Source organism: Pectinatus haikarae, from assembly GCF_015732185.1.
In the GTDB taxonomy this organism is placed as follows: domain Bacteria; phylum Bacillota; class Negativicutes; order Selenomonadales; family Selenomonadaceae; genus Pectinatus; species Pectinatus haikarae.
This window is the reverse complement of sequence record NZ_WIQM01000015.1, coordinates 46856-73847: the sequence shown is the minus strand read 5'-3', so window position 1 is coordinate 73847 and position 26992 is coordinate 46856. Positions and strand designations below refer to the sequence as shown.

Here is a 26992-nt window from a genome sequence, read left to right as displayed (position 1 = left end):
TTGGTGGAAGCTAAGGCAACAGCAAAATATATTCGCATTGCTCCGCGCAAGGCTCGCGTAGTTATAGATCTGATTCGCGGCAAAAACGTGACGGAAGCTTTTGCAGTTTTGAAATTTACGCCTAAGGCAGGCGCTGATGTAGTAAATAAAGTATTGAAATCAGCTGTGGCAAATGCTGAAAATAATTTTGATATGAACGTCGATGCTCTTTATGTAGCTGAGGCATATGTTGATCAGGGACCTACTCTCAAACGCATTCATCCGCGCTCTCGTGGGCAGGCATTCAAAATTTTGAAGCGTACGTCGCATGTTACGGTTGTAGTAAAAGAAAAATAAAAGGAGGGAATAGATTTGGGTCAGAAAGTTAATCCGCATGGGATGCGCATTGGCATCGTTAAGACATGGGATGCCAAATGGTATGCCGACAAAGACTACGCAGCAAATTTATATGAAGATATAAAGATTCGCGAATATCTCAAAAACAGTCTCAAACAAAGCGGCGTGTCAAAAATTGAAACTGAACGTTCTAAAAATCGCCTTAAGCTCACAATTCATACTGCAAAACCCGGTATGGTAATTGGTCGCGGCGGTTCTGGAATCGAACAGATCAAAAACAGTTTGAAAAAGTTAACCACAAAGCATGTAGATATAAATATTGCTGAAATTAAGCAGCCGGATATGGATGCGACACTTGTGGCAGAAAATATTGCATCACAGCTTGAACGCCGTATTGCATTCCGTCGTGCTATGAAACAGTCCGTGGGTCGTACCATTCGTATGGGGGCAAAGGGCATAAAAGTTACTGTAGGCGGACGTCTCGGCGGCGCTGAAATAGCTAGAAGTGAATCTCATCGTGAAGGCAGTATTCCACTTCATACATTAAGAGCTGATATTGATTATGGGACAGCTGAAGCACATACGACATACGGTCGTATCGGCGTAAAAGTATGGATATTTAAAGGCGAAATCCTTCCAGAAAAAAAGCAGCCTGTTCAGGTCGCAGCTGAAGGGAGCGAAGCTTAATGTTAATACCTAAGAGAACAAAATTCCGTAAACAATTCCGCGGTAACATGAGAGGAAAAGCTCATCGCGGTAATAAAGTATCACATGGTGAATATGGTCTTCAGGCACTTGAATCCGCATGGATTACCAACCGCCAGATTGAAGCAGCCCGTATTGCTATGACACGTTATATTAAACGTGGCGGACAAGTCTGGATCAAGATTTTTCCTGATAAACCGGTAACTGCAAAACCTGCCGAAACTCGTATGGGTAGTGGTAAGGGATCGCCAGAATACTGGGTAGCAGTGGTAAAACCTGGCCGCATCATGTTTGAAATGGGCGGGGTAACTGAAGAAACTGCAAAAGAAGCTATGCGTCTTGCAGGACATAAGTTACCTATTAAGACAAAGTTTATAAAACGTGAAGAACAGCAAGAGGGCGGTGAAGTAAATGAAGGTTAAAGATATACGTGATATGAGTGACGGTGAACTTAACCAAAAACTTGCTTCGCTTAAAGAAGAGCTTTTTAATTTAAGATTCCAGCTTGCCACAGGTCAGCTTGAAAATCCTATGCGTATTAAAGATATCAAAAAAAACATTGCCCGTATTAAAACAATTCAGCGTGAGCAGGAATTAAAGGCTAATGCTTGATGATGAACGATATGCATAAGGAAGGAGGCTCTTTTATGAGTGAAAGAAATGAACGCAAGACTAAAATCGGTAAAGTCGTAAGCGATAAAATGGATAAAACCGTTGTAGTAGCTGTTGAGGATCTTGAACAGCACTCTCTCTATAAGAAATCTATCAAAAAAACGGTTAAATTTAAAGCTCATGATGAAAATAGTGATGCTCATATCGGCGATACCGTTTCTCTCATGGAAACACGCCCGTTATCCAAGGATAAACGCTGGAGAGTCGTTAAAATTCTTGAACGAGCAAAATAATTTTATTAAAGCCGAAGGATTTTAATAAAGGAGGTAAACCAATTGATCCAACAACAGACAATGCTTAATGTTGGCGATAACACTGGGGCAAAGGAAATAATGTGCATCCGTGTTTTAGGCGGTTCCTATCGCAAATATGCCAATATCGGCGATGTAATTGTCGCCGCAGTAAAATCCGCATCTCCTGGTGGTATGGTTAAAAAAGGAGATGTCATTAAAGCTGTAGTTGTTCGTTCTAAAAAAGGACTTAGAAGAAAAGATGGGTCTTACATCCGTTTTGATGAAAATGCAGCTGTAGTTATAAAAGAAGATAAAACCCCTAGAGGAACTCGTATTTTTGGACCAGTAGCCAGAGAATTACGTGACAAAGATTTCATGAAAATCATCTCGTTGGCTCCAGAAGTACTTTAATGGTGAGGAGGTGCAAGATTGTCGCAATATAAGTTAAAAGTAAAAAAGGATGATACAGTCTTAGTATTATCCGGTAAAGACAAAGGTAAACAGGGCAAAGTTCTGCAAGCTCTACCGAAAAAAGATAAAGTCGTGGTTGAAGGAATAAACAAAGTAAAACGTCATACGAAACCTAATCAGAACGTTCCTAAAGGCGGTATTATTCCTAAGGAAGCACCTATGCATGCATCCAAGGTCATGATCGTATGTTCAGCATGTTCCAAACCGACCCGTGTAGCTAAAAAATTAGTCGATGGGAAAATGGTTCGTGTATGCAAAAAATGCGGCGAACTTTTAGACCAGACAAAATAATAAGGGAAGGAGGAATTATTGATGGATAGATTGCAGGAAAAGTATGTAAAAGAAGTTATTCCGGCTTTGACCGAAAAATTTGGCTATAAAAATGTTATGCAGCTGCCGAAAGTTGAAAAGATCGTTATCAACATGGGTGTCGGTGAAGCTGTCAGCAATTCCAAAGCACTTGATTCTGCTGTTGAAGATTTAACTATCATTGCAGGGCAGAAACCTATTCTTACCAGAGCCAAGAAATCTTTGGCTGCATGGAAATTACGTGTCGGCATGCCTATTGGCTGTAAGGTTACCTTGCGCGGTGTCCGCATGTATGAATTCTTAGATAAATTTGTTAGTATTGCCTTGCCGCGTGTACGTGATTTTCGCGGTGTCAGTGGAAAGGCTTTTGATGGTCGTGGCAATTATTCCGTGGGACTCAAAGAACAATTGATTTTTCCGGAAATTGAATATGATAAGATTGATAAAGTTCGTGGTATGAATATTATTGTTGTAACAACGGCGAAAACCGACGAAGAGGCCAAGGAACTTCTCCGCCTTTTGGGAATGCCGTTCAGCGCATAAAAGGGGAGGTAAATTTTTAATGGCCAAAAAGGCACTGATTGAAAAGTGGAGCAAAGAACCAAAATATAAAGTTCGTCAATATAATAGATGTAAAATTTGTGGCCGTCCGCACGGTTATATGCGTAAATTTGACATGTGCCGTATTTGCTTTAGAGAACAAAGCTATAAAGGCGCAATTCCTGGTGTAACGAAAGCCAGCTGGTAAAGTTAGAAAGAAAGGAGGATATCGATTTTATGGGAATGACTGATCCGATTGCAGATATGCTTACACGTTTGCGCAATGCAAACTCTGTTTTACATGAAAAAGTTGAAATCCCTGGTTCTAATATCAAAAAAGCTATTGCTGATGTTTTGAAAGAAGAAGGTTTTATAAAAGATTACACCTTCACGCAGGATAATAAGCAGGGTGTTCTTACAATTAAATTGAAATACGGTCCTGACAGTGAACAGGTAATAACCGGTTTGAAACGTGTTTCTCGTCCCGGCCTTCGCGCTTATGTTAAAAAAGATCAGCTGCCACGCGTTTTGGGTGGACTTGGTATCGCAATAATATCTACATCAAAGGGTATTATGAGTGATAAGAAAGCCCGCAGCACAGGAGTTGGCGGCGAAGTATTAGCTTACGTTTGGTAATTTTTGGAACTGGGAGGTGTACAAATGTCAAGAATAGGTAGAGCACCTATCGAGATCCCAGGCGGGGTTACAGTGACGGTTGATGATAACAATCATGTAATTGTAAAAGGCCCGAAGGGTGAATTGTCTCGTACGTGCCATAAAGATATAAAAGTAATAGTCGAAGGGAATGTTGTCACTGTACAACGTCCTTCAGACGATAAAAATCATAGAGCATTACATGGTCTTACGCGCAGTCTTGTTAATAACATGGTTGTGGGCGTGACTGAAGGATTCACTAAAAATCTTGAAATCAATGGTGTAGGCTACAGAGCTGCACAACAAGGGAAAAATCTCAATCTTTCTTTGGGATTTTCTCATCCTGTTGTGGTTGAACCACCGACAGGAATTACACTTACTGCTCCGGCGCCTAATAGAATTATTGTGTCCGGAATCGATAAAGAAGTTGTTGGCGAAGTTGCTGCCAAGATTCGCGGCTATAGAGAACCCGAACCTTATAAAGGCAAAGGTATCAAATATGAAAATGAACATATTCGCCGTAAGGTCGGCAAGGCCGGCGGTAAGGGCGCCAAATGATTTTTTTAAGAGAAAGGAGCAATTGACGTGTTTAAAAAGCAGGATAAGAACAAGGCTCGTCAAAAGCGTCATTTACGTGTACGCAATCGTGTGTCCGGTACGCCAGAAAGACCTCGCTTGAACGTATTCCGCAGCCTCAGCAATATATATGCACAGGTTATTGATGATGTGAATGGTGTTACGATAGCAGCAGCAAGTTCAAAAGATAAAGGTTTTGAAAATTATGGCGGAAATGCCGAAGCAGCAAAAGCTGTCGGCACTGCAGTTGCAAAATCTGCTGTAGCTAAAGGAATCACAGAAGTTGTGTTTGACCGCAGCGGATATGTGTATCATGGTCGTATAGCAGCTTTAGCTGACGCAGCTCGTGAAGCAGGACTTAAATTCTAATTTATGGAACAGGAGGTTAATTGATGGCCAGAATAGATGCTAATGCGCTTGAATTACAGGAAAAAGTCGTTTATATAAATCGTGTAGCCAAGGTTGTAAAAGGCGGTCGTCGTTTTTCTTTCAGTGCTTTGGTTGTCGTCGGTGATAAGAACGGTCATGTTGGTGCAGGACTCGGTAAAGCCAGCGAAGTACCAGAGGCAATCAGAAAAGGCATTGAAGATGCAAAGAAAAATATCATTACAGTATCATTAGTAGAAAAGACAATCCCGCATCAGATAACAGGTGTTTTTGGCGCCGGCAAGGTTCTTTTAAAACCGGCAGCAAAAGGTACTGGTGTTATAGCCGGAGGTCCTGCCCGTGCGGTATTGGAACTGTGCGGCATAGGCGATATCCTGACAAAATCGCTCGGTTCATCCAATCCTAACAATATGGTACGTGCTACTATTTGCGGCTTGGATCAGCTTAAAAAAGCAGAAACAGTTGCGCAGCTGCGCGGCAAAACTGTTCAGGAACTTTTGGGTTAAGGAGGTTGTTTCAATGGCAAAACTGAAAGTTACTCTTACCCGCAGCCTTATCGGTCATCCGCAGGATCAGCGCGCGACAGTTAAAGCTTTAGGCTTAAAAAAAATAAATTCCGTGGTAGAAAAAGATGATAATCCAGCTATCCGCGGTATGCTTCATAAAATAGAACATCTTATCAAAATAGAAGAAATAAATGCATAATGAAAAAGGAGGTGCCAGGTGACTATGAACTTACATGAATTAGCTCCTGCTCCAGGATCTAAGAAAACACGTACCCGTGTCGGACGCGGTCTTGGCTCCGGATTAGGCAAAACCTCTGGACGCGGACATAAAGGGCAGAACTCTCGCTCCGGCGGTGGTGTTCGTCCCGGATTTGAAGGCGGTCAGATGCCATTGTACCGCAGATTACCGAAACGCGGCTTTAAAAATATCTTCGCTAAAGAATATGCACAAGTCAATGTTTGCATGCTGGAACGTTTTGAAGACGGCAGTGTGGTTGATGCAGTTGCTTTAGTGGAATCCGGAATATTGAAAAATGTGCATGATGGTATTCGTATTCTCGGCAACGGTGAAATAACGAAAAAAATTACTGTAAGAGCACAGGGATTCACCAAATCTGCCGAAGAAAAGATCAAGGCAGCAGGCGGGCAAATTGAGGTGATCTAAGTTGATTTCAGCCCTTGGGAACATATTTAAAATTCCTGAATTAAGGCAAAAAATCATCTTCACCTTAATAATGTTTGCAGTGTTTCGTTTGGGAACGCATATTCCTGTTCCGGGAGTCAATCCCGACGCACTCGAACATCTTTTTAATAGTGGTAATTTATTCGGATTGATGGATTTATTTTCCGGTGGTGCTTTAAGTAAGTTTTCCATATTTGCAATGAGTATCACTCCTTATATCAACGCTTCCATCATAATGCAGCTTTTAGCTGTAGTAGTTCCTACCTTGGAAGAATGGTCTAAAGAAGGTGCGGAAGGTCATAAAAAAACGACTAAGGTCACCCGTTATTTAACGGTTGTCCTTGCGTTTTTACAGGCTATTGGCATGTCCATCGGCTTACGGGCTGCTATAATAAATCCAAATCCTGCATCCATATTGATTATCGCTATCACATTAACAGCAGGAACTGTTTTTTTAATGTGGGTTGGTGAACAGATAACAGCCAATGGTATAGGAAATGGGATTTCTCTGATAATATTTGCCGGCATTGTAGCGGCACTGCCTCATTCTCTGGGCACTATGTACCAGTATTTGCAGGCAGGAACAATAAACTATTTCAATCTGTTTTTGTTTTTGTTTATAGCATTGGCTATGGTCGTTTTCGTTATAGCGATTCAACAGGGACAGCGCAGAGTGCCTATATCTTACACTAAACGGGTCGTTGGAAATAAAACTTATGGCGGGCATTCGTCTCATATACCTCTTAAGGTAAATCAGGCAGGAGTTATTCCGATCATTTTTGCTTCGTCTCTGCTGATGTTTCCTGCAACTATAGGACAGTTTGTAAGTGTGGGATGGGTGAAAACCGTTGCTTCTTATTTTCAATGGGGAACACTCACGCATACAATAACATATACCTTGCTGATAATTTTCTTTACTTATTTTTATACAGCTGTTACACTAAAAATACCTGATTTAGCTGATAATCTTAAGAAATATGGCGGATTTGTTCCTGGTATAAGACCAGGACAGGATACAGCGGATTATCTTGATCGGATAATGACAAGGATAACGCTGGCTGGTGCGGTATTTTTAGCATTGATTGCTATTTTTCCGATGCTTATTGCTAATGCAACACATATTCAAGGTGTATATTTTGGCGGAACGGCACTGCTCATTGTTGTAGGGGTAGCCCTTGATACTATGAAGCAGATAGAATCCATGGTGGTCATGCGCCATTATGAAGGATTCATGAAATAAGGAGGAATTTTATTGTGCACATTCTGTTAATGGGACCTCCTGGTGCCGGTAAAGGTACGCAGGCGGCAAAATTAGTTGAAGAATTTAAGATACCGCATATTTCTACGGGTGATATGTTTAGAGCGGCAGTTAAAAATCAGACTGAACTTGGGAAAAAAGCAAAAGCCTGCATGGATCAGGGAAAGCTTGTACCTGATGATATCACCATCGGTATAGTCAAAGAACGTCTTTCTCAGGTGGACTGTAAAAAGGGATTTATTCTTGATGGATTTCCCAGGACAGTGGAGCAGGCGAAGAATCTTGACGAGATAATCGATGAATTAGGTTTGAAGCTCACAGGTGCTCTCAATATAGACGTGCCTGCACAGGACCTTGTTGAAAGAGCCGTGGGACGCCGGATATGTAGAAAATGTGGTGCAACGTATCATATAAAGTTTAAAAAATCTCTTAAAGAAGGCATTTGCGATCTTTGCGGTGGGGAGCTTTATCAGCGTGCTGATGACAGTGAGATCACTATGAAAAACCGCCTGTCGGTTTATGATGAGCAAACAAAGCCTCTTATCGAGTATTATAAAGATGCAGATCTATATAAGAAAATTGATGGCAGACAGTCGATGGATAAGGTGTATGGCGACATTGTGGCTGTACTGCGCGGCTGATATAATGGAAAAGTTTATGTCGGATAGTAGTTTTGTGAAGACACTATTAAGACAATTCATTGCAATAATGTTGGGCAAGGATGGTTCCTTAGAAAAAAGGTTGCCTGAAAAATTAGTTCGCCCAACCTTTATTCGAAAGGGAGCAGGTTCATGTCTAAACAAGATGTAATTGAAGTTGAAGGTAGAGTACTTGAAGCATTACCAAACGCAATGTTTCAGGTAGAACTGGAAAACGGCCATGTCGTTTTAGCTCACGTATCCGGCAAGATTCGTATGAATTTTATCCGCATATTGCCGGGTGATAAGGTTACGATTGAGCTTACGCCGTATGATCTTACGAGAGGCCGTATTACCTACAGATTTAAATAAACGGCTTACCGGGATTATAGGAATATTGCTGAAAGGAGTAAATGCAATGAAAGTACGACCATCAGTGAAACGCATTTGCGAAAAATGTAAAATAATTAAACGCAAGGGCCATGTAATGGTCATTTGCGAAAACCCTAAGCATAAACAAAAACAAGGATAATAGGAGGTGTGTTAATATATGGCACGTATTGCCGGTGTAGATTTACCACGCGATAAACGAATGGAAGTCGCTTTAACATATATTTTTGGTATCGGCCCGAAGTCGGCACGTGATATTTTGGCAGTCACAGGAATCAGTCCTGATACTCGCTCTCGCGATCTGACTGAAGATGAAGTAGCCAAACTTCGTGAAACGCTTGAAAAAAGTTATACTGTAGAAGGTGATCTTCGTCGTGAAGTATCACTCAATATTAAACGCTTAGTTGAAATAGGCTGCTATCGTGGCAGACGTCATCGTTTCGGACTCCCTGTACGCGGACAGAATACGAAAAATAACGCGCGTACGAGAAAAGGTCCTAAAAAGACCATTATGGGTAAGAAGAAAGAAGCATAAGGAGGGTTAGAATTGCCAGCAAGTAAATCTCGTCCGAAAAAAAAGGAACGTAAAAATATTGAATATGGCATAGCCCATATTCGATCAACTTTTAATAATACAATAGTTACCATTACTGACAAAAACGGCAACGCTCTTTCCTGGGCAAGTGCCGGCGGTCTTGGCTTCAGAGGATCACGCAAAAGCACTCCGTTTGCAGCGCAGATGGCAGCAGAAGTAGCTGCAAAAGCAGCCATGGAACATGGTTTGAAACAGGTAGAAGTTTATGTAAAGGGACCGGGAGCAGGCCGTGAAGCAGCTATCCGTTCTCTTCAGGCTACAGGTCTTGAAGTGAATATGATCAAGGATGTAACCCCAATTCCGCATAACGGATGCCGTCCGCCAAAACGCAGAAGAGTATAATAGGAGGGAAAAATAGATAAATGGCAATTGATAGAGTACCGTCTCTGAAAAAATGCCGTTCTTTGGGCATAGAAACTGCTGTTGTTGGTCTTGGCAAAAAATCCAAGCGCCAGCCTCGCCGCACAGGCCGCAAGGTAAGTGAATACGGTATGCAGCTCAAAGAAAAGCAAAAGGCAAAATTTATATACGGCGTATTGGAAAAACAATTCCGCCTTTGTTATGATAAAGCTAAAAAAATGCAGGGAGTTACCGGTGAAAATCTTTTGATTTTACTGGAAAGGCGCCTTGATAATGTTGTATTTCGTTTGGGCCTTGCCAATACACGCCGTCAAGCAAGACAAATGGTTACACACGGTCATATTACAATCAACGGCAAACGTCTTGATATTCCGTCTGCTTTTGTTAAAGCAAATGATATAGTGGGTGTAAAAGAAGGCAGCCGTTCAAGCGAATTGTTCAAAGCTATTGCTGAATCAGGCAATAAACTGAGTGTTCCGGCTTGGCTCAGTGCTGGTGAATTAGGCGGCACTGTCAGCAGATTTCCTAATCGCGATGAAATCGATGTTCCAGTAGACGAACAGGCTATCGTCGAATTGTACTCCAGATAATATGTCATATTGGTCATATTGTGGCACTTTATGTGCATAGAATAAAGGAGGGGAACCTTAGATGATCGAAATCGAAAAGCCGAAAATAGAAATTGTAGGAATAAGTGAAGATCAAAAATACGGTAAGTTCATTTGTGAACCACTTGAACGTGGTTATGGGACTACTCTCGGTAATTCGCTGCGCCGCATACTTTTGTCTTCTTTGATGGGGGCTGCGATAACATCAATAAAAATTGATGGTGTGCTTCATGAATTCTCTACAATACCTGGTGTGCGGGATGATGTCACTAATATCATTTTGAATCTCAAATCGTTGTGCCTCAAAATGCATAATGATGAACCGCATACGATCAGTATAGATGTCACAGGTGAAAAAGAAGTAACCGGTGCTGACATTAAAGCTGACGCTGACATTGAGATATTAAATCCCGATCTGCATATAGCAACTGTCGACGAAAGCGGTTCACTCAAAATAGAAATGACTGTTGAACGCGGACGCGGTTATGTACCGGCCGATAAGAATAAAAGAGCCGATCAGCCTATCGGTGTTATTCCTATAGATTCAATTTTTTCCCCTATTCAAAGAGTGAATTATACTGTAGCGGATACTCGTGTAGGAAATGTCACAGATTATGATAAGCTGACTCTGGAAGTATGGACTAACGGTTCGCTGCGGCCAGAAGAAGCTATAAGTAAATCTGCAAGTATATTGATTGCACATTTTAAACTTTTCCAAAGTATGGCAGGCTGTTCAGAAGAAGAAAATGAATCAGAAAGCACTTTTTTGGAAAATGAAGAAGATGATGCAAACAAAGTAATGGAAATGACTATCGAAGATCTTGATTTATCGGTTCGTTCCTTCAATTGTCTTAAACGGGCAGAAATTAATACAGTAGCTGATCTTGTCCAAAAATCCGAAGACGATATGATGAAGGTCAGAAACTTAGGACGTAAATCACTTGATGAAGTGAGAAATAAGCTGAAAGAACTTGGTCTTTCACTTTCACATAATGAAGAATAGGAGGAAAGAAATTGGCTTACAGAAAATTAGGTCGTGACAGCAGTGCCCGTCGTGCTCTTTTCCGCAGTGTGCTGACTTCGTTATTTAAATATGAACGTATAGAAACAACCGAAGCCAAAGCGAAAGAAATCAGTGCTCTTGCTGAAAAAATGATTACTTTGGCTAAACGTGGTGATTTACATGCTCGCCGTCAGATAGCTGCAGATTTGCTTGATGAAGCGGTAATCAAAAAATTGTTTGATGAAACAGCACCTTCGTATAGTGAACGTCAAGGCGGCTATACACGTGTTCTTAAGCTTGGTCCTCGCCGCGGTGATGCCGCTCCGATGGTTATTCTTGAACTAGTAAAATAAAAACTTGTTATTGCAGGTGATGCCTGTCAATGATAAACTTGATATCTATAAGAACTGTCTTTTGGCGGTTCTTATTTTTTTATCCCAATATAGCTATGTTGTATTATTTTAAAATAACTATTGATTTTTTTATTAATAAAGTTTACTTTAAAGATAATACAATGAAAGGATGGCGCTTAATGTGGAAGAATACAATGTTGCAGTTATACCTGGCGATGGAATCGGTACGGAAGTAATAGCTGAGGGCATAAAGGTTTTAAAAAAGGTGGCAGAACTGGATGGCAGGTTTGCTTTTTCATTTGAATACTTTCCATGGGGATGTGAATATTTTTGCAAAACAGGAAAGGTCATGGATGATGACGGATTGGAACGTTTGAGTAAATTTGACACTATCTATCTTGGTGCAGTGGGTGCTCCAAATGTGCCGGATCATATATCTCTGCGTGATCTGCTGATCAAGATACGGCAGGGTTTTGACCAATATGTTAATCTGCGGCCGATTAAACTGCTGAATGGAGTTCCCTGTCCCATAAAAGGAGTAAGGCGTGAAGACGTAAATATGGTCGTAGTAAGAGAAAATTCGGAAGGTGAATATGCGGGTGCAGGTGATTGGCTTTATAAGGGAAAAGAGCAGGAAGTAGTTTTACAGACCAGTGTATTTTCCCGTAAAGGAACAGAACGAATAATTCGCTATGCATATGAATTGGCCAGACGTGAAAAGAAAACAATAACAAGTATAAGTAAGGGAAATGCTCTGAACTATTCAATGGTATTCTGGGATGAAATATTCCGTGATGTAGGAAAAGAATATCCTGATGTCAGACAGTATACATATTTGGTAGATGCAGCAGCTATGTTTTTTGTAAAAGATCCGGCGCGTTTTCAAGTTGTTGTCACTTCAAATTTGTTTGGTGATATATTAACTGATCTGGGAGCCGCTATTGCAGGAGGAATGGGGCTGGCAGCCGGAGCTAATATTAATCCGGATAAAAAATATCCGTCTATGTTTGAGCCTATACATGGGTCCGCTCCTGACATTGCAGGTAGAGGAGTGGCAAATCCTATGGCAGCAATTTGGTCAGCTTCGCAGATGCTGGAATTTTTTGGCAAAAAGGTATGGAGTAATAAACTTATCCTCGCCATGGAAAAAGTTTTGACAGAAAAGACTGTTCTGACAGCTGATTTCGGCGGCAGCGCATCAACTGAAGAGGTTGGGGCAGAGATAATACGGCAAATGATTCTGCTGTGAAAATAAGAAAACTCCGATCATTTATGATCAGAGTTTTCCTTATCAGATGGGGATTATTCAGCAGTCTTTTTTTCCTTGAGCATTTCGTTTAATGTGTGCCAGGCCAAAACTGCGCATTTTACTCGTGCGGGCATATGCGCAATATCCTTTAATGCCATTGCCTCGTCCAATTGTTCCAGCTTTTCTTCATCTTTTTCCTCGCCGCGTACCATCTTTATAAATAAATCAGTTAATTCTACGGCTTCATCGATTTTCTTGCCGATTATCAGGTCGGCCATTATATCGGTCGATGCTTGTGAGATGGCACAGCCTTGTCCGTTAAAAGCAGCATCTTTTATAATATCGTCCTCAATATTGAGTTCTAATACTATTTCATCACCGCAGCTGGGATTGATTCCTTTTTTTACTAAAACCTCATCGCCGCAGTTCGGATTGATGGCTGTTTTGCAATCACTGCTTACAGACAGCTTATGCTTATGGTCAGGATGTGTATTATGCTCCATAAGAATTTCATTGTAAATATTATTGAGCGCCATTGAAATAACTCCTTATGTATTTTGTTCTGTTGATAAGTTTGGTGATATCTTCTTCATCATTATAAAAAGCGATACTTGCTCTGCAGCAAAAATTGCATTTTAAATAGCGCATGAGCGGTTGGGCACAGTGGTGTCCGCCGCGTATGGCAACGTTGCCGGAATCCATAAGAGAAGCGACATCATGAGGATGAATACCTTCAATATTGAAAGCAATAACTCCATGGTGCTGGGAAAAGTCATTATCACCGTATATCGTAACATATGGAAGCTTGCTAAGTTCTTCTCCCGCAAAACGACCCAGCTCAGTTTCTCTTTTGATAATAGTATCATAACCGATTGACTCCATAAAATCAATTGCGGCCGATAAACCCACAGCTCCGCCGACATTCTGTGTGCCGGCTTCAAATTTATAAGGCAGTTCAGCGAAAGTGGCACTTTGTTCATCTACATAATCGATCATTTCACCGCCGGTAAGAAACGGAGGCATTTCTTCAAGATATTTTTCTTTGCCATAGAGGACGCCTATCCCCATAGGCGCATACATTTTATGACCGGAAAAAGAATAAAAATCGCAATCAAGAGCCTGAACATCTATTTTATTGTGAGGAATAGCCTGTGCGCCATCAACAGAAACGATGGTTTTATTGGCATGAGCTATTTTTATGAGTTCTTTCAGATTTTGTTCCGCCCCCAGCACATTTGAAAGTTGTGTCAGAGACAGTATTTTTGTTTTTGCAGAAAGTTTGTTTTTTAATTCATCTATTGTTATAAGTCCATTTTTATCAGGATACAGATAAACCAGTTTTGCCTGATGCCGTTTTGCGGCCTGCTGCCATGGAAGCATATTGCTGTGATGTTCCATGACGGAAATAAGTATTTCATCATCTTTGGACAAAAGAAGATCAGAAAGCGAATAAGCTACTATATTGAGTGATTCGGAAGCGTTTCTTGTATAAATAATTTCCTGCTGTTTTGCGGCGCCGATAAATTCAGCAATTTTTTTGCGGGCATTTTCGTAAGCATCAGTGGCTTTTTGGGAAAGTTCATACAGACCGCGCAACGGATTTGCATTTTCCTGTTTGTAATAATCAGCCACGGCATCTATGACCATATCCGGCTTTTGACTGGTAGCAGCATTATCAAGATATGCCAGATCTTTATAGTGGCGCATAATGGGGAAAAAATTTTTATACTGATTCATTAAAAAGCACTTCCTTACTATAGTTATCGATTTTTGCCGCTAGTATTTCTGGTAATAGATTTTTCAAACGGGAGACAGCAGAATCAAGAAACAGCTGTCGGGCAGCTTTCTCATCAATACCGCGCGATTTCAGGTAAAAGAAACGATCCTCATCCAATGTGCCAATGGCGGCTCCATGCGTACCGGCTACATCATCCTCATCGCATAAAATCAAAGGAACGCTTTTGTTTCTCGCTTTTTCACTCAAAAGGAGTACATTTTCGCTTTCGTTGCCGGATGAACCCTTGCAGCCTCGGTGAAAATCTATGGTACCACGGGCTGTTTTCCTGCTTGCATCCGAAAGCAATCCGGTCATTTTTATGTCAGAGAGAGTTTTTTTGCCGTAATGGCGTACCACATAATTAAGATCAATATCCTGCTCAAGGTGACCGATATAGTCAGATCGTATTGAGGCGGATGAATGATATCCCCGCAGATCTGCTGTTGCGGAGGCAAGTGCAGTTCCCGCGCCCAAAGGAATTTGCAGTATGCTGATTTTGGCATCGTTTTCAAGACGGGAAACAATGTTATTGAAGGATACAGCTGAGCTTCCCAGCAGCTGCAGACAGGTGAGTTTCAGTGAAGCACCATTTGCTGCATGTACTCTGATAAGATCGGCATATTGTGCGGTACTCTGTGCAAGAGAGCTTACCGAGATCATTATGTTGGCGGAGCTGTTCTCTTCAAGGCTTATGTCAAAAATACCTGTAAGCTTATCAGTCGGCTGCAGTGTCAGGTCAAAAATGAGAGGTGCTGCCAAGGTGCTGTTTTGGGGAACAATTATAGATTTTGTCACTGAAGCATTTTTCAGTATATATGCTTCAGTTTTTTTGTCACTGCCGGAAAAGACGATATCGTCAAGTGTACGATTATCATTTATTTTAATAGCATCATTGTCTGTAATAATCTTGGGAGTGACTGCGGAGTCTGGTTCGTTTGACAAATGAAGCTCTTTGCTGTTTACATTGAAACGGTTCCATGTGAGAACAGGAAGTTTATTTGCGTTAAGTGCAGTATACATCAGCCTATGCTCCCTTCCATTTCAAGACGTATGAGATTATTCATTTCTACGGCATATTCCAAGGGCAGTTCTTTTGATATAGGATTGGCAAAGCCATTGACGATGAGCGTTTTTGCTTCTTCTTCGCTGAGCCCGCGGCTCATCAGATAGAAGACCGCATCATCGTCAATACGGCCGATGGAAGCTTCATGACCGACATTGACGTCATTACAGCGGACGTCCATTAAAGGAATGGTGTCAGAGCGTGATTTGTCATCTAGCATAAGCGATTGACAGGAAACGCTGGTTTTGCTTTTATGAGCTTTTTCTGTCACGGTGACGGCGCTTCTGAAAGTACTGATACCGCCGGATTTAGAAAGAGATTTTGTACTGATGACAGAAGAAGTATGAGGTGCGTTATGCAGTATCTTTGTACCGGTGTCAAGATTTTGACCTTCGCCTGCAAATGTTATACCGGTAAATTCTGATTTTGCATATTCACCATTTAAAATAGTCATGGGATATAGATATGAAATATGTGAACCGAAGGACCCGGATACCCATTCCATAACGCCGTTTTTTTCTACTTTTGCTCGTTTAGTATTTAAGTTATACATGTTTTTGGACCAATTTTCAATGGTCGAGTACCTTAAATGAGCTTCTTCACCGACAAATAATTCAACGCAGCCGGCGTGAAGATTGGCGACGTTATATTTCGGTGCAGAGCAGCCTTCGATAAAATGCAAGCGCGCACCCTTATCGACGATGATGAGAGTATGTTCAAACTGCCCGGCTCCGGGGGAATTTAAACGGAAGTAAGACTGCAGGGGAATCTCAACGTCCGTATATGGAGGCACATAGACAAATGAACCGCCAGACCAGACGGCTCCGTGCAGAGCAGCAAATTTGTGATCGGTGGAAGGGACCAGCTTCATAAAATGTTTTTCTATCATTTCGGCATATGGACCGCTTAAAGCTTCTTCAATACCGCTGTAGATTACACCCTTTTCAGCCACTGATTCCTGAATGTTATGATAAACCAACTCTGAATCATATTGTGCGCCGACGCCTGCGAGTGATGTACGTTCAGCATCGGGGATGCCAAGACGTTCAAAAGTGTCTTTAATATCTTCGGGAACGTCATCCCATTTTGCCGCCATTTTAGTATTGGGACGAACGTAGGTAACAATATTATTTATGTCAAGTCCGGAAATATCCGGGCCCCAATTGGGAACTTTTAATTCATTATATATTTGCAGAGACTTGAGACGATGATCAAGCATCCATGCCGGTTCATTCTTTTTTGCACTTATTTGACGGACTATTTCTTCTGTAAGGCCGCTGGCGAGTTTTTCTACGTCTTTTTCTTCTTTTGTAAAATCATATAAGCTGCGATTGACATCAGTTATTGACGAATTCTTAGTTGAAATATCAGACATTTCCATCACCCGCCTGATTTTCAAAACGAATAAAGCCGTTTTCATTTATTTCCTGTATCAATTCACTGCCGCCGTCGGCTACAATACGGCCTTTTACAAGAATATGTACTTTATCTATCTTGAGCCGATTTAAAATATGCATATTGTGTGAAATTATGAGCATTCCCTTTTCGTCCGTCTGCTGGAATTCATTGATACCCTTGAGCATGATATTGACAGCGTCCACATCAAGACCGGAATCAGTTTCATCTAAAACAGCCATTTTGGGAGAAAGCATGAGAAGCTGAAGCATTTCTACTTTTTTTCGCTCACCGCCGGAAAAACCGACATTGAGATCGCGTTCAAGATATTCCTGTTTTAGGTCTAAGACTTTTAATATTTCGTTGAGCTTTTTGCGGAAAAGTTTTCCTGTCAATGGAGTTTCCGCATTCTTTACAGCAGCCCGCAGAAAACTATAAAGAGAAATTCCCGGTATTTCGACAGGCGCCTGAAAGGACAGAAAAATGCCCTTCTTAGCTCTTTTATCGGTAGATAGTTCCGTTATATTTTCTTTTTCAAAAAAAATACTGCCATCAGTGAGCTTGTAAGCCGGATTGGATAGAAGCGACGAGCCGAAAGTGGATTTCCCCGCACCATTAGGGCCCATAAGAACATGAGTTTCTCCCTTTTTTATAGTAAGATTCAATGAATGCAGTATAGGTACGTTGTCTGTAGAGGCAACTGAATAATTTTTTACTTCAAGTAAATTATCGCTCATATTGAAAACTCTCCTTCAAATTTGACTAAGTGATTTGATGTAAGGTTTATTGAATAAAATCTTATAATATGATTAAATTAGTGTATAGCTCATTGATGATATTATACTACTATGATAAGATATAAACAATAGTTATTTTTTCACTTTTATATCTAAAAATGATTTATTGCAAAAATAACAGAAAAATTGCTGTTCTCGAGAGCCTTTTACTTATAAATATAAATAATAGATATATAGGTATTTATAAATAAAGGCTTTCGATACAGTAGTTTTTTATTTTATAAATTAATAACGCCTTATACAAAAGTATAAGGCGTACAAAATGGCAAAATATGATAAACTGCTTACAGGTTTTTGCAGCAGGATAAAGCATTTTTTACACTGGCAGCAGAACTGAACAGTAAATTTTGTTCAGTCTCGGTCAGCTTTACTTCAAACGATTTTACAACCCCCTCCGCACAAAGCATGCGAGGGATACTCAGAGCAATGTCACGCAGTCCGTACTCTCCCTCAAAAACCGCTGACATGGGCAAAATAGTGTGTTCGTCATATAGGATGGACTTTATGAAGCGGCAGGCTACCATGGCTATGCCGGTATTGGTCCAGCCTTTTAGATTTATTATATCATAGGCAACCTGAACGATTTCATCCTCAATTGCCTGTCGGTTTATCTTTTGAGAAAAATTGAAACACTCATCGAGATGTTCAAGAGGCATACCTGCTATATTAACAGTGCTCCATGCCGTGAAAGCAGAATTGCCGTGCTCTCCGAGAATATAACCGTGAATGTTTTTGGGGTCGACGTGGTAATGATCCGCCAGAATGCGTCTGAAACGAAATGTTTCCAGCATTGTTCCGGTGCCGACTATTTTCTCGCGCGGGTAATCAAAATGAGTGGAAATATAGTACGTTGCCACATCGAGAGGATTCGTTATCGCGATTATCATAGCATCCTTGGTATATTTGGTTATTTCGGTCATAATGCTGTTCATTATTTTGATGTTGGTTTTTGCCAATATTAAACGATCGGGTGTTTCACCGGGTCTGATACTGGGACCTGCGGTAATAATTATTATACCGGCATCCCTGCAGTCGGAATAGGTGCCTGCATGCACATTGATATTCGTGCTGTATATGCACGAAGTGGCGTGGCTGGCGTCGAGCGCCTCACCTTTTGCTTTGTCGGCGTTTATGTCCAGCAGGACTATTTCGGACGCCAACTGAAAATCGGTTATTTTATTCAGTATTGCCGAACCGACATTACTGGCACCGATGATCACGATTTTACCCTTGTTAATCATAGAAAATTCTCCTCCCTATCACTCGTAGGTGTACCGCATACATAAATTTACGGTATGGTGACTGATGAACAGGCAGTTCTTCTGGCTTTGCTTCATTGCGTCCTGCACCTTCTCAAGGTTAATACCTCAATGGTCCCTGCAGGTTACTCCGCATCACAGCTGCGGGACAGCTCCGGTTTATTTTTCCCGGATTCTCTATTAAGTCGCTGACACCTGTTCCTTAGACAATAATAGATCTATTATATTAGTTTATGGATTTTAATAAATCAACATAATAAATTCTACATCGACATTGTTGCATATGGCAAAAAAAATGTCAATAGAGAGAAGACTTTATCAAAAAATTAGGATCTTATCACAAAGACATTAGTGATAAATTACAGTTATACGTTTGCAGATATAAAAAGATAATGGGTGATGATTATGGCACAGAAGCAGTTATTGCTGTAAAATAGAGTATAAAATTGCAGAAAATAATTGGTATATACAGCAGCAAGAATTAAAAAGCATCATGATGACTATGGCGGACGGGAGACAAAGATGGATAAAATTGAAGTAAAAAATCTTGCTTATGAATATGTACAGGCAGATAATAAGAAAAAAAAGGCACTCGATAATATAAACCTGATAATAAATAAGGGAGAATTCGTTGCTGTTATCGGCATGAACGGTTCAGGAAAATCCACGCTGGCCAGACATTTTAACGGACTTTTACTGCCATCAGAGGGATCGTGTACAGTGAATGGACTTGATACTAAGGACGAAGCGTCAATATGGCAGATCCGGCAAAAAGTGGGTATGGTTTTTCAGAATCCGGATAATCAGATAATAGCGGCCATTGTTGAAGATGATGTTGCTTTTGGACCGGAAAATCTGGGAATAATGCCGGAAGAAATAAAAAAACGAGTTACAGAAAGCCTCAAGGCGATAGGCATGGAAAAACAACGAAATCTTGCACCGCATCTTCTTTCAGGAGGGCAGAAACAGCTTATTGCCATAGCCGGTGTGTTGGCCATGCGGACGGATTATATGGTGCTTGACGAGCCGACGGCGATGCTTGATCCCTCCGGCAGGGAGGCCGTGATGGAGGCAATTTGTGCTGTGCGTGAAAAATATGGCATGACAGTGATATTGATAACACATTTTATGGATGAGGCAGTATCTGCTGACAGAATAGTGGTAATGAGTAATGGAAAAATCGCTGCGGACGGAACACCGCGTGAAATATTTCGCAACAGCGGGAAGATAAGAGAGTTAGGGCTCGAACCGCCCTTGGCTGCACAAATGGCATACGATTTGAGAAAACGCGGGATGAATATTCCGGCGGATATTTATACGGATAATGACCTGGTAAAATCGCTTCAAAAATGAAGCAGGCGGGTATTGTCATATTTCAAAGATCCACCAATGCTATTGAAAATTTCAACCGCCAATTACGAAAAGTAACAAAAATTTTCCGGCACTCCTTGTTCTAACGTTTACTGTTTTTTCTTCGGTAAATCTGATAAGTTAATATCTTCATTCTCCGGCAGCTGCAGCTGTCGGACATGATAGATTGCATACTCTTCTAAAGCCTTACACTCCATAGCTTCATGCGATATAATTCCCTTGTCCTGCAAAATTTTCCGATGACGGAAAGTCAAGAATTCATTGACGCTGACGGCCCAATCCTGCATAGTCATCACCTGACCATGACGAGCAAGATCCTCTGCATGATCCAGAAACATCGTTACAATGCGATTCAAATCTTCAAATTCGTCCTTTTGCAAATAATTTTTTGCGATCACGACATCTGCTTTACGAACTTTTGCTCCCTTGAAGGAAGTCAGGCCCATGTTATCCTTATGCGCATTAGCACGTTCCATAATGATTTCAGCAGCCGTCTTTCCTGTTACGGCATATAGCATCTTATTTTGAACCGATGCAAAAAAGTCTTTGGTTATCGCTAGAGACGGATTATAATCCACAGATAGTGCATAGATATCTCGTACCTTTTGATAGAAACGCTTTTCTGATGCCCGGATATCACGAATCCGTTCGAGTAATTCATCAAAATAATCTTGTCCGAACTTTTGCGGATCTTTCAACCGTTCATCATTCATGACAAACCCTTTTTTCATATATTCCTTGAGAATATTACTCGTCCAATTGCGAAACTGAATACCAACAGAGGAACGTATCCGATAGCCGATAGCCAGAATCATATCAAGATTATAGAATTTTGTTCGCCGTGAAACATCACGTGTTCCCTCTGATTGAACTAGTAAGTGATCCTTACTAGTTCCCTCTTGTTTCAATTCATTATCATGATAGATGTTTTTTATATGCATGGAAATATTTTGCGGCGTCGTGGCATAAAGTCTTGCTATGTTCACCCGGCTCATCCATATCGTATCCTGATTGAGATACACATCAACTTTAGTATCTCCGAGCTCCGTCTGATAAATCAGGATTTCTCCTTGGGCTGGTTGATGCTTTCCACTCATCATTCAATCTTCTCCTTGATTAGTTTATCCAAATTCTTGGTTTCTTCATTCAACGTTGATTTTTTATCTTCACTTCAGGCATCAAGCTTTTTGCATTCTTTCAGAAAATAGTTCTTATTTGCCGCCTGAATTTCCGTCGTTGTTTTACAATTTTGATAAATATTGGCAATTCCCATGATATTATTTGATTTATAAACATTAAAATTCATTGCTTATTATTTTAGCATATCTTATATATTTTTATTATATTTCGTAGTTTGTAATTTATGCCTGCAGTTTCTGAGGCAAAATCAGAAGAAACATTTCTGCGACATAGGATAATTCGGTATCAGGTATTGCTATTCCGTATGTCTCTTCTATGACAATAAAACTTTTTCGGATTGTGCTAAAAAGCATTTCGTGGCCGCACTTTAATTTGTCATAGTTTTTGTACGGAAGCTCTTCTTTGCGGATAACACGTTCAAGCATGCAAATTGAATGAAAAATAAATTTTACAAATATATGCTCATTGAGCGGTTGGTTATAATGTTTTAATATATCATTAAGCGATTGGCCCAGCAGGTCTGTCGCTTTTTTTACGTCAATAAAAGTAGCGATATCGGCTAGAGCGGTGATTATTTTGTTTAGCAGCCAGGCATCTATGGACGAGGCCCAGGAAAAAAGCGGGGGATTATTAAGCTCAGAAGACAGCTCAGATGCATAAGCAAGCTGGTTATTGAGTAATTTTACAATAGCATCCAATGTAATATCGGGCATCAGGCAGCGCCGTGCAGCCTCAAGTAAAAGAGGCGTAGAAATGTTGCTGATGGTTCTTATGGGAATGGCTGTTTTTGCAGTGATCATATCGCCAAAATCTATCAATGATCCCATATCGACAAGAATCAGAATACCACGCTCATAATGAAGTTTTTCGGCCAACCCCGCGGCGAGTGTCAGAATAGTGTCGACCTTGGCATCAAGAGGCATATCTATAGCGTATATTTCCGAGTTCCCTATCAATGTTTTTACAACCTCAACCATACTGCTGGCAGTGCTGCGTCCGTGGCAGATAACAATTATAGGAAGAGCAGCAGACTTGTTTTGCTTGATGGTGTATAAAAATAAAGCGATAATGGCTGTTTCTTCCGGCGGTATTACTATATCGAACAAGCTGGCCGCATCAGTGCATATCATTTTTGCCAGCTTATATTCATTAGGATGTTTAGCTGTTATTTCGTTAGCATTGATACCTGTTGCGGCTTGACCATTTTCCAGTCTGTCCTTAAGCAGTTCAAGATGAAGTGCCAGACTGTAGATTGTTTTATTGTCAGCAATAGTAATTTCACTGGGATTAAGATGTTTTTTAATTATGGTTGTCAGATCAGTATTGACTATTTTATTAAGAATATCTTTGTCGATTTTTACTTTTTGACTGTCATTGGTTACGGTTTTGTAGTGATGCAGTTTAGAATGGATTTTTTCCTTTATGGTTTCTATAGCGATACCATCATTATAAAAAGATTGAGCTGTTTTAAGAATGTATTCATAAAAACCAGCATCGACAGCATAGTCATCTTTGAGCAGCAGATCGCTTAGCTGATCATTATCACCGTCGAAAATAATAGGTTTAATATCATTGAAATTAAAAGTTTTATAAAGTTCCTGACGATTGGATGCCGATTGAAAAAATTCATTTTTCAAGTTATCAGTCAGCTGCGATAATTTTATGCTTATATTTTGTTTATCCCCTGAACCTGATGATAATACATTTTCTATAAAAGCATTGGCACACAGGACTTGAATGTCATTATGCAATTGACCGATATTGCCGCTGCATTTGTAGGTAAGAAGTACCTTTAAAACTTCTTTGGAAACGACAAGCGGTTTTTTTATAATTTTCGATTCAGTCTGAAAAAAATGATTGATAAGTTTCATGCGCACTTTTAGAGGACGTTCGTTAAGTTCAGGCAAAGTAATAAGAATGGGAATACGGCGGAAAAATGTTTTGAGTATAGCTGACTGGGGATTTTCTGTCGTGGCTGCCAGAATTAGTACATTCGCTTCATGGTAGCTTTCCGTTTCGCCAAGTTTACGATATTTGCCGTGATCAATGAGTGAAAAAAGCATTTCCTGTCCTTCTGGGGGCAGCCGATGTATCTCATCAAGAAAAAGAATACCGCCGTTGGCTTGCCCGACGAGACCGGTAGTGTCCTTAAAGGCACCGGTGAAGGCACCTTTTATATGTCCGAAAAGATGAGATAAAAGCAGCTGTGTATTTTCCGCGTAATCGGAACAATTAAAAATTATAAAGGGAGCATGTTCCGATAATGTTTTCATTTCTATCGCATAACGGTACATTATATTGGCAAAGGTAGTTTTACCGCTGCCGGTAGGTCCTGTTATAAGAGTATGAAGACCGTTGGGCGGATACAGGACAGCTGCTTTTGCCTGTTTGGATTGGGTGTAAAGGTCATCGGTCACTCCTATCAGATTGTCAAAAACATCATGTGGCGCGCTGGCCGGTGTGGTGTCTTTATCTGCCGGTCGTAAGGGTGAAATGTCATCGACGGATAATGACTGAGGTGATGTATCAGCGGCAGAGAGATGCAGGCAGTTTTCGAGAGCGGAGAAGCTGTTGAAAACATTTGCGGTCAGATGTGTATTATAGGCGGTTTCCAGCAAATTTTTTTCAATATAGATGACAGGCTTGCCATTTATTTTTATTACCAGATTTTGCTTTAGGGCGGCGTTGAGTTCCATACTCACATTATTCCGCAATATACCGGTGGCAGCCGCAATATCCATGGTAGTGCAGCCCAGCTGGGGCGATATTCCGGGATAAAGTTTTTCGAGGACAGTGTTTCCGTGCTTTTTGAGAATATGCAATATTTTTTGTTTGCGTGAATAATGCATATAAAAAACTCCTTTATTTCTTAATACAGATCAAAATAATAGCTAATACGGATAATTATAACATAATAATCTGTATTAAAATTAATAAATTTTAGGATAATCCATATAAAAAGAAAAATCTGAATAAAACATTTAAACGTATATAAAATGTGGATATTTTTAGCATGCCAATACACATTTTAATGTGTATTGGCATGCATATTGCTTATATAGTAAGCGAGACAGCAACACAGGGAGGAGTTCAAATGATTGCAGTTTTACTTTTAACTCATGAAGATTTCGGGAAAGCCATGCTTAAAAGTGCCGAATTGGTATTGGGAACTGTAGAAAGAGTAAAGACGCTGGGTCTGCATAGAGGAGATGATATTACAGAATTTTGCGGTAAAGTAAAAAACGAGATCGAAGAGCTGGATCAAAAGGAAGGTGTACTTGTTTTTGCTGATCTGTTTGGTGCAAGTCCATATAATGCAGCGGCCATTGCCAGTTCAAGCATAAATGTGCCGTATAAGTGTATCACGGGATTGAGTTTTCCGATGCTTCTTGAAGCACTGACGATGCGCAGCAGTTATGATTTATCTGGGCTGACAGAACACTGTATAAAATCAGGCAGGGAAGGTATAAAAGAATTATTCGAAGAGTTATCATCAGCAAAAGATTAAAGGAGAAATGCTATTATGTTAAACATTGTATTGACAAGGATCGATGACAGGCTGATACATGGACAGGTGGTTACCGCATGGGCGAAGGTTACCAAGGGAAATCGTATTGTGGTAGTAGATGATGGGGTGGCTAATGATGATTTTATGTCAAAAATAATTAAAATGGCTGCTCCGGCATCTTTCAAAATAGGCATACACACTATAGAGCAGGCGGCAGAAATATTAAAACAGGATGATACCGGAGAAAGAGTGATAGTGCTTGTGAAGACACCTGTGACGGTGCAGGCTCTTATGGATAAGGGGGTAAAAATAAAAGAACTTGATCTTGGCGGTATGGGGGCGACAAAAGGCCGTAAACAGCTCTACCGCAATATCTCCATTTCAGAGGCTGAAAAAGACTGCTTCAGGCAGCTTATAGACAAGGGTGTTCATGTGGTAGTCCAGATAGTGCCGGACGATTCACCTAAAGATATTCAAAATTTCTTTTAAAAAGAAAGGGGTACAAAAATGGAAATGACATTGCTTCAGGCAGCTTTGATAGGATTATTCTATTATCTTTCGTGGAGTCCGTGGCTGACTTATGTCGGTTTTTTCACCTTCAACAGGCCGCTTTTGGCAGGACTTGTAACGGGGATAATTTTGGGACAGCCAATGGAAGGCGCATTGATCGGCGCAGGTATAAATGTTATCTACTTAGGATTTATATCAGCCGGTGGAGCCCAGATGGGAGATCCTTCCTTTGCGGGTTATGTGGGGACAGCTTTGGCTATAGCATCGAATCTTGACGTAGGAACGGCAATGGCTATCTCAGTTCCTTTGGGAACGATTGCAACTGTTTTGTGGATAGCTAAAATGACGGTAAATTCATTTTTTGTGCATTGGGCTGACAGGGAAGTGGAAAAAGGAAATTTGAATATGGTTGCATTTATAAATATAGTGCCGCCGCAGATATTATTATTTGTAATGAGTTTTATTCCCGCAACGCTTGTTGTTTATTACGGACCTACAGCTGTGAACGGCATGCTCAGCCTGCTGACGCCAAATATTCTGCATGTATTCAATGTAATCGGTGCGATGCTCCCTGCACTGGGGATCGCTATGAATCTGAAGCTGATCGGCAATAGTTTTACGATGCCGTTCTTTGTTTTAGGTATATTATGTTCGGTTTATTTCCAAATGGATATTATCATTATTTCAATCATAGGTATAGTTATCGCACTTACAATAAGTGCCGTAAATTATCGCGGTGATAAGGGAGGAAATGCCTAATGGATGGCAATAAACTTACAAGAGCAGATGTGCGAAAATCATGGCTGAACTGGTTTATGTTCGCTCAATCGAATTACAATTATGAACGGTTGCAGGCAGTTGCTTTTGCCCATTCGATGCTGCCCATAATGAAAAAACTTTATCCGCAGGATAAAGAAGAACAAAAGCAGGGGATAACACGCCACATGTCTTTTTTCAACACAGAACCTATTTGCGGTTCTGTTATACATGGTGTGACTGTGGCAATGGAGGAGGAACGTGCCAACGGGCAGCCTATAACCGACGAGGCCTTTAACGGGATAAAAACGGGTCTGATGGGACCACTGGCCGGAGTCGGCGATACCTTGACACAAGGTGTTATTACACCGATCATGCTGGCCATCTGTATCGGCATAACAAATAATAATAATATCGCGGGGCCGATAATTTTCCTCTTAGCACAATTTGTCATAATGACAGGAATTTCTTATAATATGTGGTTTAACGGCTATAAATATGGCAGAAAAGCTGTTGAAGAAATAATGTCAGGCGGCAAGGTCAATAGAGTCATTGAAGCAGCTTCACTTTTAGGAACGATGGTAATGGGCGGACTGGTGGGACGATTTATACCTCTTCAATTCTATTTGAATTTTGAATTGGGCGGGGGTGCCGCGTTCAGCTTACAGCATGATCTGCTCGACAAATTGATGCCGGGGCTGATACCTTTGGTGTTGACTTTAGTTGTTCTGCATTATGTACGCAAGGGAGTATCGCCGATAAAAATGATGGGTGCCTTGATTTTATTTGGTATTATAACAGGCTGTCTGGGGATATTTTGAAATAGGACCGCATTTCTGAACGGAAGATTTATGTCAGCGGCGATCAATTATGCTTGCAATAAACGAAGAG

The 26992-nt window shown here is 40.7% G+C and carries 38 protein-coding genes and 1 riboswitch; of the genes, 30 read left to right on the top strand and 8 right to left on the bottom strand.

Annotated elements, in window-relative coordinates:
• The first annotated feature begins 3 nt into the window (after positions 1-3).
• The 25 genes from rplV to I6758_RS09580 all read left to right on the top strand — a co-directional run bounded on the left by rplV (position 4) and on the right by I6758_RS09580 (position 12525).
• Entirely contained in the window at positions 4-336 is a 333-nt protein-coding gene (gene rplV, locus I6758_RS09700; protein ID WP_196605065.1) for a 50S ribosomal protein L22, read from the top strand.
• A gap of 15 nt (positions 337-351) precedes the next feature.
• Positions 352-1023 (top strand): 30S ribosomal protein S3, encoded by a 672-nt coding sequence (gene rpsC / locus I6758_RS09695; RefSeq protein WP_196605064.1) that lies wholly within the window; start codon positions 352-354, stop codon positions 1021-1023.
• A complete protein-coding gene (gene rplP / locus I6758_RS09690; RefSeq protein ID WP_196605063.1) occupies positions 1023-1463 on the top strand; it encodes a 50S ribosomal protein L16 in 441 nt (146 codons plus the stop codon). The genes rpsC and rplP overlap by 1 nt, the downstream gene beginning before the upstream one ends.
• Positions 1453-1653: a 50S ribosomal protein L29 gene (gene rpmC / locus I6758_RS09685; RefSeq protein WP_196605062.1), complete on the top strand. Its 201-nt coding sequence runs from the start codon at positions 1453-1455 to the stop codon at positions 1651-1653. Before rplP ends, rpmC begins: the two co-directional genes overlap by 11 nt.
• A 35-nt stretch (positions 1654-1688) precedes the next feature.
• A complete protein-coding gene (gene rpsQ, locus I6758_RS09680) occupies positions 1689-1946 on the top strand; it encodes a 30S ribosomal protein S17 (RefSeq protein WP_196605061.1) in 258 nt (85 codons plus the stop codon).
• Positions 1947-1988: 42 nt separating this feature from the next.
• The gene (gene rplN / locus I6758_RS09675; protein WP_196605060.1) at positions 1989-2357 is read left to right on the top strand and encodes a 50S ribosomal protein L14; all 369 of its coding nucleotides are present in this window, start codon (positions 1989-1991) and stop codon (positions 2355-2357) included.
• A gap of 18 nt (positions 2358-2375) precedes the next feature.
• A complete protein-coding gene (rplX, locus tag I6758_RS09670) occupies positions 2376-2708 on the top strand; it encodes a 50S ribosomal protein L24 (RefSeq protein WP_196605059.1) in 333 nt (110 codons plus the stop codon).
• A 21-nt stretch (positions 2709-2729) separates the two neighbouring features.
• Positions 2730-3269: a 50S ribosomal protein L5 gene (gene rplE / locus I6758_RS09665; protein ID WP_196605058.1), complete on the top strand. Its 540-nt coding sequence runs from the start codon at positions 2730-2732 to the stop codon at positions 3267-3269.
• Positions 3270-3288: 19 nt separating this feature from the next.
• On the top strand, positions 3289-3474 hold the full coding sequence (locus tag I6758_RS09660; protein ID WP_132548308.1) for a type Z 30S ribosomal protein S14: 186 nt from the start codon (positions 3289-3291) through the stop codon (positions 3472-3474).
• Between the two features lie 29 nt (positions 3475-3503).
• Positions 3504-3902, top strand: a complete 399-nt coding sequence (gene rpsH, locus I6758_RS09655; RefSeq protein WP_196605057.1) for a 30S ribosomal protein S8 — start codon at positions 3504-3506, stop codon at positions 3900-3902.
• 24 nt (positions 3903-3926) lie between these two features.
• The gene (gene rplF / locus I6758_RS09650) at positions 3927-4478 is read left to right on the top strand and encodes a 50S ribosomal protein L6 (protein ID WP_196605056.1); all 552 of its coding nucleotides are present in this window, start codon (positions 3927-3929) and stop codon (positions 4476-4478) included.
• 27 nt (positions 4479-4505) lie between these two features.
• The gene (gene rplR / locus I6758_RS09645) at positions 4506-4865 is read left to right on the top strand and encodes a 50S ribosomal protein L18 (RefSeq protein ID WP_196605055.1); all 360 of its coding nucleotides are present in this window, start codon (positions 4506-4508) and stop codon (positions 4863-4865) included.
• A 23-nt stretch (positions 4866-4888) separates the two neighbouring features.
• Complete coding sequence (rpsE, locus tag I6758_RS09640; protein WP_196605054.1) at positions 4889-5389, top strand: 30S ribosomal protein S5; 501 nt, start codon at positions 4889-4891, stop codon at positions 5387-5389.
• Positions 5390-5402: 13 nt separating this feature from the next.
• Positions 5403-5588: a 50S ribosomal protein L30 gene (rpmD, locus tag I6758_RS09635; RefSeq protein WP_196605053.1), complete on the top strand. Its 186-nt coding sequence runs from the start codon at positions 5403-5405 to the stop codon at positions 5586-5588.
• A gap of 24 nt (positions 5589-5612) precedes the next feature.
• The gene (gene rplO / locus I6758_RS09630) at positions 5613-6053 is read left to right on the top strand and encodes a 50S ribosomal protein L15 (protein ID WP_196605052.1); all 441 of its coding nucleotides are present in this window, start codon (positions 5613-5615) and stop codon (positions 6051-6053) included.
• A gap of 1 nt (position 6054) precedes the next feature.
• Positions 6055-7311, top strand: a complete 1257-nt coding sequence (gene secY / locus I6758_RS09625) for a preprotein translocase subunit SecY (RefSeq protein WP_196605051.1) — start codon at positions 6055-6057, stop codon at positions 7309-7311.
• 14 nt (positions 7312-7325) lie between these two features.
• The gene (locus tag I6758_RS09620) at positions 7326-7970 is read left to right on the top strand and encodes an adenylate kinase (RefSeq protein ID WP_196605050.1); all 645 of its coding nucleotides are present in this window, start codon (positions 7326-7328) and stop codon (positions 7968-7970) included.
• Positions 7971-8120: 150 nt separating this feature from the next.
• Positions 8121-8339 carry a translation initiation factor IF-1 gene (gene infA / locus I6758_RS09615; protein WP_132548291.1) on the top strand — a complete coding sequence of 73 codons (219 nt, stop codon included), beginning with the start codon at positions 8121-8123 and terminating at the stop codon, positions 8337-8339.
• Between the two features lie 46 nt (positions 8340-8385).
• The gene (gene rpmJ / locus I6758_RS09610) at positions 8386-8499 is read left to right on the top strand and encodes a 50S ribosomal protein L36 (protein WP_196605049.1); all 114 of its coding nucleotides are present in this window, start codon (positions 8386-8388) and stop codon (positions 8497-8499) included.
• Between the two features lie 18 nt (positions 8500-8517).
• Positions 8518-8892: a 30S ribosomal protein S13 gene (rpsM, locus tag I6758_RS09605; protein WP_196605048.1), complete on the top strand. Its 375-nt coding sequence runs from the start codon at positions 8518-8520 to the stop codon at positions 8890-8892.
• A 12-nt stretch (positions 8893-8904) separates the two neighbouring features.
• Positions 8905-9294, top strand: a complete 390-nt coding sequence (gene rpsK, locus I6758_RS09600) for a 30S ribosomal protein S11 (protein ID WP_196605047.1) — start codon at positions 8905-8907, stop codon at positions 9292-9294.
• Between the two features lie 20 nt (positions 9295-9314).
• Positions 9315-9902: a 30S ribosomal protein S4 gene (gene rpsD, locus I6758_RS09595; protein WP_196605046.1), complete on the top strand. Its 588-nt coding sequence runs from the start codon at positions 9315-9317 to the stop codon at positions 9900-9902.
• 61 nt (positions 9903-9963) lie between these two features.
• On the top strand, positions 9964-10923 hold the full coding sequence (locus I6758_RS09590; protein ID WP_196605045.1) for a DNA-directed RNA polymerase subunit alpha: 960 nt from the start codon (positions 9964-9966) through the stop codon (positions 10921-10923).
• 11 nt (positions 10924-10934) lie between these two features.
• A complete protein-coding gene (rplQ, locus tag I6758_RS09585; RefSeq protein WP_196605044.1) occupies positions 10935-11276 on the top strand; it encodes a 50S ribosomal protein L17 in 342 nt (113 codons plus the stop codon).
• Between the two features lie 181 nt (positions 11277-11457).
• On the top strand, positions 11458-12525 hold the full coding sequence (locus tag I6758_RS09580) for a tartrate dehydrogenase (RefSeq protein WP_330998045.1): 1068 nt from the start codon (positions 11458-11460) through the stop codon (positions 12523-12525).
• Between the two features lie 53 nt (positions 12526-12578).
• Here I6758_RS09580 and sufU read toward each other — a convergent pair whose 3' ends face one another.
• From sufU to I6758_RS09550, 6 genes are all read right to left on the bottom strand, one after another.
• Positions 12579-13061: a Fe-S cluster assembly sulfur transfer protein SufU gene (sufU, locus tag I6758_RS09575; RefSeq protein WP_196605042.1), complete on the bottom strand. Its 483-nt coding sequence runs from the start codon at positions 13059-13061 to the stop codon at positions 12579-12581.
• Positions 13048-14262: a SufS family cysteine desulfurase gene (locus I6758_RS09570; RefSeq protein ID WP_196605041.1), complete on the bottom strand. Its 1215-nt coding sequence runs from the start codon at positions 14260-14262 to the stop codon at positions 13048-13050. Before I6758_RS09570 ends, sufU begins: the two co-directional genes overlap by 14 nt.
• Positions 14249-15322 (bottom strand): SufB/SufD family protein, encoded by a 1074-nt coding sequence (locus tag I6758_RS09565; protein ID WP_196605040.1) that lies wholly within the window; start codon positions 15320-15322, stop codon positions 14249-14251. The genes I6758_RS09570 and I6758_RS09565 overlap by 14 nt, the downstream gene beginning before the upstream one ends.
• Entirely contained in the window at positions 15322-16740 is a 1419-nt protein-coding gene (sufB, locus tag I6758_RS09560) for a Fe-S cluster assembly protein SufB (protein WP_196605039.1), read from the bottom strand. The genes I6758_RS09565 and sufB overlap by 1 nt, the downstream gene beginning before the upstream one ends.
• Positions 16733-17497, bottom strand: a complete 765-nt coding sequence (gene sufC, locus I6758_RS09555; RefSeq protein WP_196605038.1) for a Fe-S cluster assembly ATPase SufC — start codon at positions 17495-17497, stop codon at positions 16733-16735. Before sufC ends, sufB begins: the two co-directional genes overlap by 8 nt.
• Positions 17498-17841: 344 nt before the next feature.
• Positions 17842-18798, bottom strand: coding sequence for an L-lactate dehydrogenase (locus I6758_RS09550; RefSeq protein ID WP_196605037.1), 957 nt, complete (start codon positions 18796-18798; stop codon positions 17842-17844).
• 54 nt (positions 18799-18852) lie between these two features.
• Positions 18853-19030, bottom strand: a riboswitch (cobalamin riboswitch).
• Between the two features lie 308 nt (positions 19031-19338).
• Here I6758_RS09550 and I6758_RS09545 point away from each other — a divergent pair.
• Positions 19339-20169: an energy-coupling factor transporter ATPase gene (locus tag I6758_RS09545; protein ID WP_196605036.1), complete on the top strand. Its 831-nt coding sequence runs from the start codon at positions 19339-19341 to the stop codon at positions 20167-20169.
• 107 nt (positions 20170-20276) lie between these two features.
• Here the strand turns inward: I6758_RS09545 and I6758_RS09540 are convergent, their stop codons facing one another.
• Complete coding sequence (locus I6758_RS09540) at positions 20277-21287, bottom strand: virulence RhuM family protein (protein ID WP_196605035.1); 1011 nt, start codon at positions 21285-21287, stop codon at positions 20277-20279.
• Between the two features lie 261 nt (positions 21288-21548).
• A complete protein-coding gene (locus tag I6758_RS09535; protein ID WP_196605034.1) occupies positions 21549-24176 on the bottom strand; it encodes a sigma 54-interacting transcriptional regulator in 2628 nt (875 codons plus the stop codon).
• Positions 24177-24421: 245 nt separating this feature from the next.
• Here I6758_RS09535 and I6758_RS09530 point away from each other — a divergent pair, with 245 nt between their 5' ends.
• From I6758_RS09530 to I6758_RS09515, 4 genes are read left to right on the top strand one after another with little or no spacing between them, the layout of a single operon-like run.
• Positions 24422-24835 (top strand): PTS sugar transporter subunit IIA, encoded by a 414-nt coding sequence (locus I6758_RS09530; RefSeq protein WP_196605033.1) that lies wholly within the window; start codon positions 24422-24424, stop codon positions 24833-24835.
• A 15-nt stretch (positions 24836-24850) separates the two neighbouring features.
• Entirely contained in the window at positions 24851-25324 is a 474-nt protein-coding gene (locus I6758_RS09525; RefSeq protein WP_196605032.1) for a PTS system mannose/fructose/N-acetylgalactosamine-transporter subunit IIB, read from the top strand.
• An 18-nt stretch (positions 25325-25342) separates the two neighbouring features.
• Positions 25343-26104, top strand: coding sequence for a PTS mannose/fructose/sorbose/N-acetylgalactosamine transporter subunit IIC (locus I6758_RS09520; protein ID WP_196605031.1), 762 nt, complete (start codon positions 25343-25345; stop codon positions 26102-26104).
• Entirely contained in the window at positions 26104-26922 is an 819-nt protein-coding gene (locus I6758_RS09515; protein WP_196605030.1) for a PTS system mannose/fructose/sorbose family transporter subunit IID, read from the top strand. The genes I6758_RS09520 and I6758_RS09515 overlap by 1 nt, the downstream gene beginning before the upstream one ends.
• Positions 26923-26992 lie beyond the last annotated feature (70 nt).

Coding starts and splice junctions, on each gene's coding strand:
- I6758_RS09515 (WP_196605030.1), top strand. CDS start 26,104: ATGGATGGCAATAAACTTACAAGAGCAGATGTGCGAAAATCATGGCTG.
- I6758_RS09550 (WP_196605037.1), bottom strand. CDS start 18,798: ATGATTAACAAGGGTAAAATCGTGATCATCGGTGCCAGTAATGTCGGT.
- sufB (WP_196605039.1), bottom strand. CDS start 16,740: ATGTCTGATATTTCAACTAAGAATTCGTCAATAACTGATGTCAATCGC.
- rplF (WP_196605056.1), top strand. CDS start 3,927: ATGTCAAGAATAGGTAGAGCACCTATCGAGATCCCAGGCGGGGTTACA.
- I6758_RS09570 (WP_196605041.1), bottom strand. CDS start 14,262: ATGAATCAGTATAAAAATTTTTTCCCCATTATGCGCCACTATAAAGAT.
- rpsQ (WP_196605061.1), top strand. CDS start 1,689: ATGAGTGAAAGAAATGAACGCAAGACTAAAATCGGTAAAGTCGTAAGC.
- I6758_RS09545 (WP_196605036.1), top strand. CDS start 19,339: ATGGATAAAATTGAAGTAAAAAATCTTGCTTATGAATATGTACAGGCA.
- I6758_RS09530 (WP_196605033.1), top strand. CDS start 24,422: ATGATTGCAGTTTTACTTTTAACTCATGAAGATTTCGGGAAAGCCATG.
- infA (WP_132548291.1), top strand. CDS start 8,121: ATGTCTAAACAAGATGTAATTGAAGTTGAAGGTAGAGTACTTGAAGCA.
- I6758_RS09590 (WP_196605045.1), top strand. CDS start 9,964: ATGATCGAAATCGAAAAGCCGAAAATAGAAATTGTAGGAATAAGTGAA.
- rpsE (WP_196605054.1), top strand. CDS start 4,889: ATGGCCAGAATAGATGCTAATGCGCTTGAATTACAGGAAAAAGTCGTT.
- sufC (WP_196605038.1), bottom strand. CDS start 17,497: ATGAGCGATAATTTACTTGAAGTAAAAAATTATTCAGTTGCCTCTACA.
- rpmD (WP_196605053.1), top strand. CDS start 5,403: ATGGCAAAACTGAAAGTTACTCTTACCCGCAGCCTTATCGGTCATCCG.
- I6758_RS09660 (WP_132548308.1), top strand. CDS start 3,289: ATGGCCAAAAAGGCACTGATTGAAAAGTGGAGCAAAGAACCAAAATAT.
- rplP (WP_196605063.1), top strand. CDS start 1,023: ATGTTAATACCTAAGAGAACAAAATTCCGTAAACAATTCCGCGGTAAC.
- I6758_RS09525 (WP_196605032.1), top strand. CDS start 24,851: ATGTTAAACATTGTATTGACAAGGATCGATGACAGGCTGATACATGGA.
- rpsD (WP_196605046.1), top strand. CDS start 9,315: ATGGCAATTGATAGAGTACCGTCTCTGAAAAAATGCCGTTCTTTGGGC.
- I6758_RS09540 (WP_196605035.1), bottom strand. CDS start 21,287: ATGATGAGTGGAAAGCATCAACCAGCCCAAGGAGAAATCCTGATTTAT.
- I6758_RS09535 (WP_196605034.1), bottom strand. CDS start 24,176: ATGCATTATTCACGCAAACAAAAAATATTGCATATTCTCAAAAAGCAC.
- rpsM (WP_196605048.1), top strand. CDS start 8,518: ATGGCACGTATTGCCGGTGTAGATTTACCACGCGATAAACGAATGGAA.
- I6758_RS09565 (WP_196605040.1), bottom strand. CDS start 15,322: ATGTATACTGCACTTAACGCAAATAAACTTCCTGTTCTCACATGGAAC.
- rpmC (WP_196605062.1), top strand. CDS start 1,453: ATGAAGGTTAAAGATATACGTGATATGAGTGACGGTGAACTTAACCAA.
- rpmJ (WP_196605049.1), top strand. CDS start 8,386: ATGAAAGTACGACCATCAGTGAAACGCATTTGCGAAAAATGTAAAATA.
- sufU (WP_196605042.1), bottom strand. CDS start 13,061: ATGGCGCTCAATAATATTTACAATGAAATTCTTATGGAGCATAATACA.
- rpsH (WP_196605057.1), top strand. CDS start 3,504: ATGGGAATGACTGATCCGATTGCAGATATGCTTACACGTTTGCGCAAT.
- I6758_RS09520 (WP_196605031.1), top strand. CDS start 25,343: ATGGAAATGACATTGCTTCAGGCAGCTTTGATAGGATTATTCTATTAT.
- rplE (WP_196605058.1), top strand. CDS start 2,730: ATGGATAGATTGCAGGAAAAGTATGTAAAAGAAGTTATTCCGGCTTTG.
- rplO (WP_196605052.1), top strand. CDS start 5,613: ATGAACTTACATGAATTAGCTCCTGCTCCAGGATCTAAGAAAACACGT.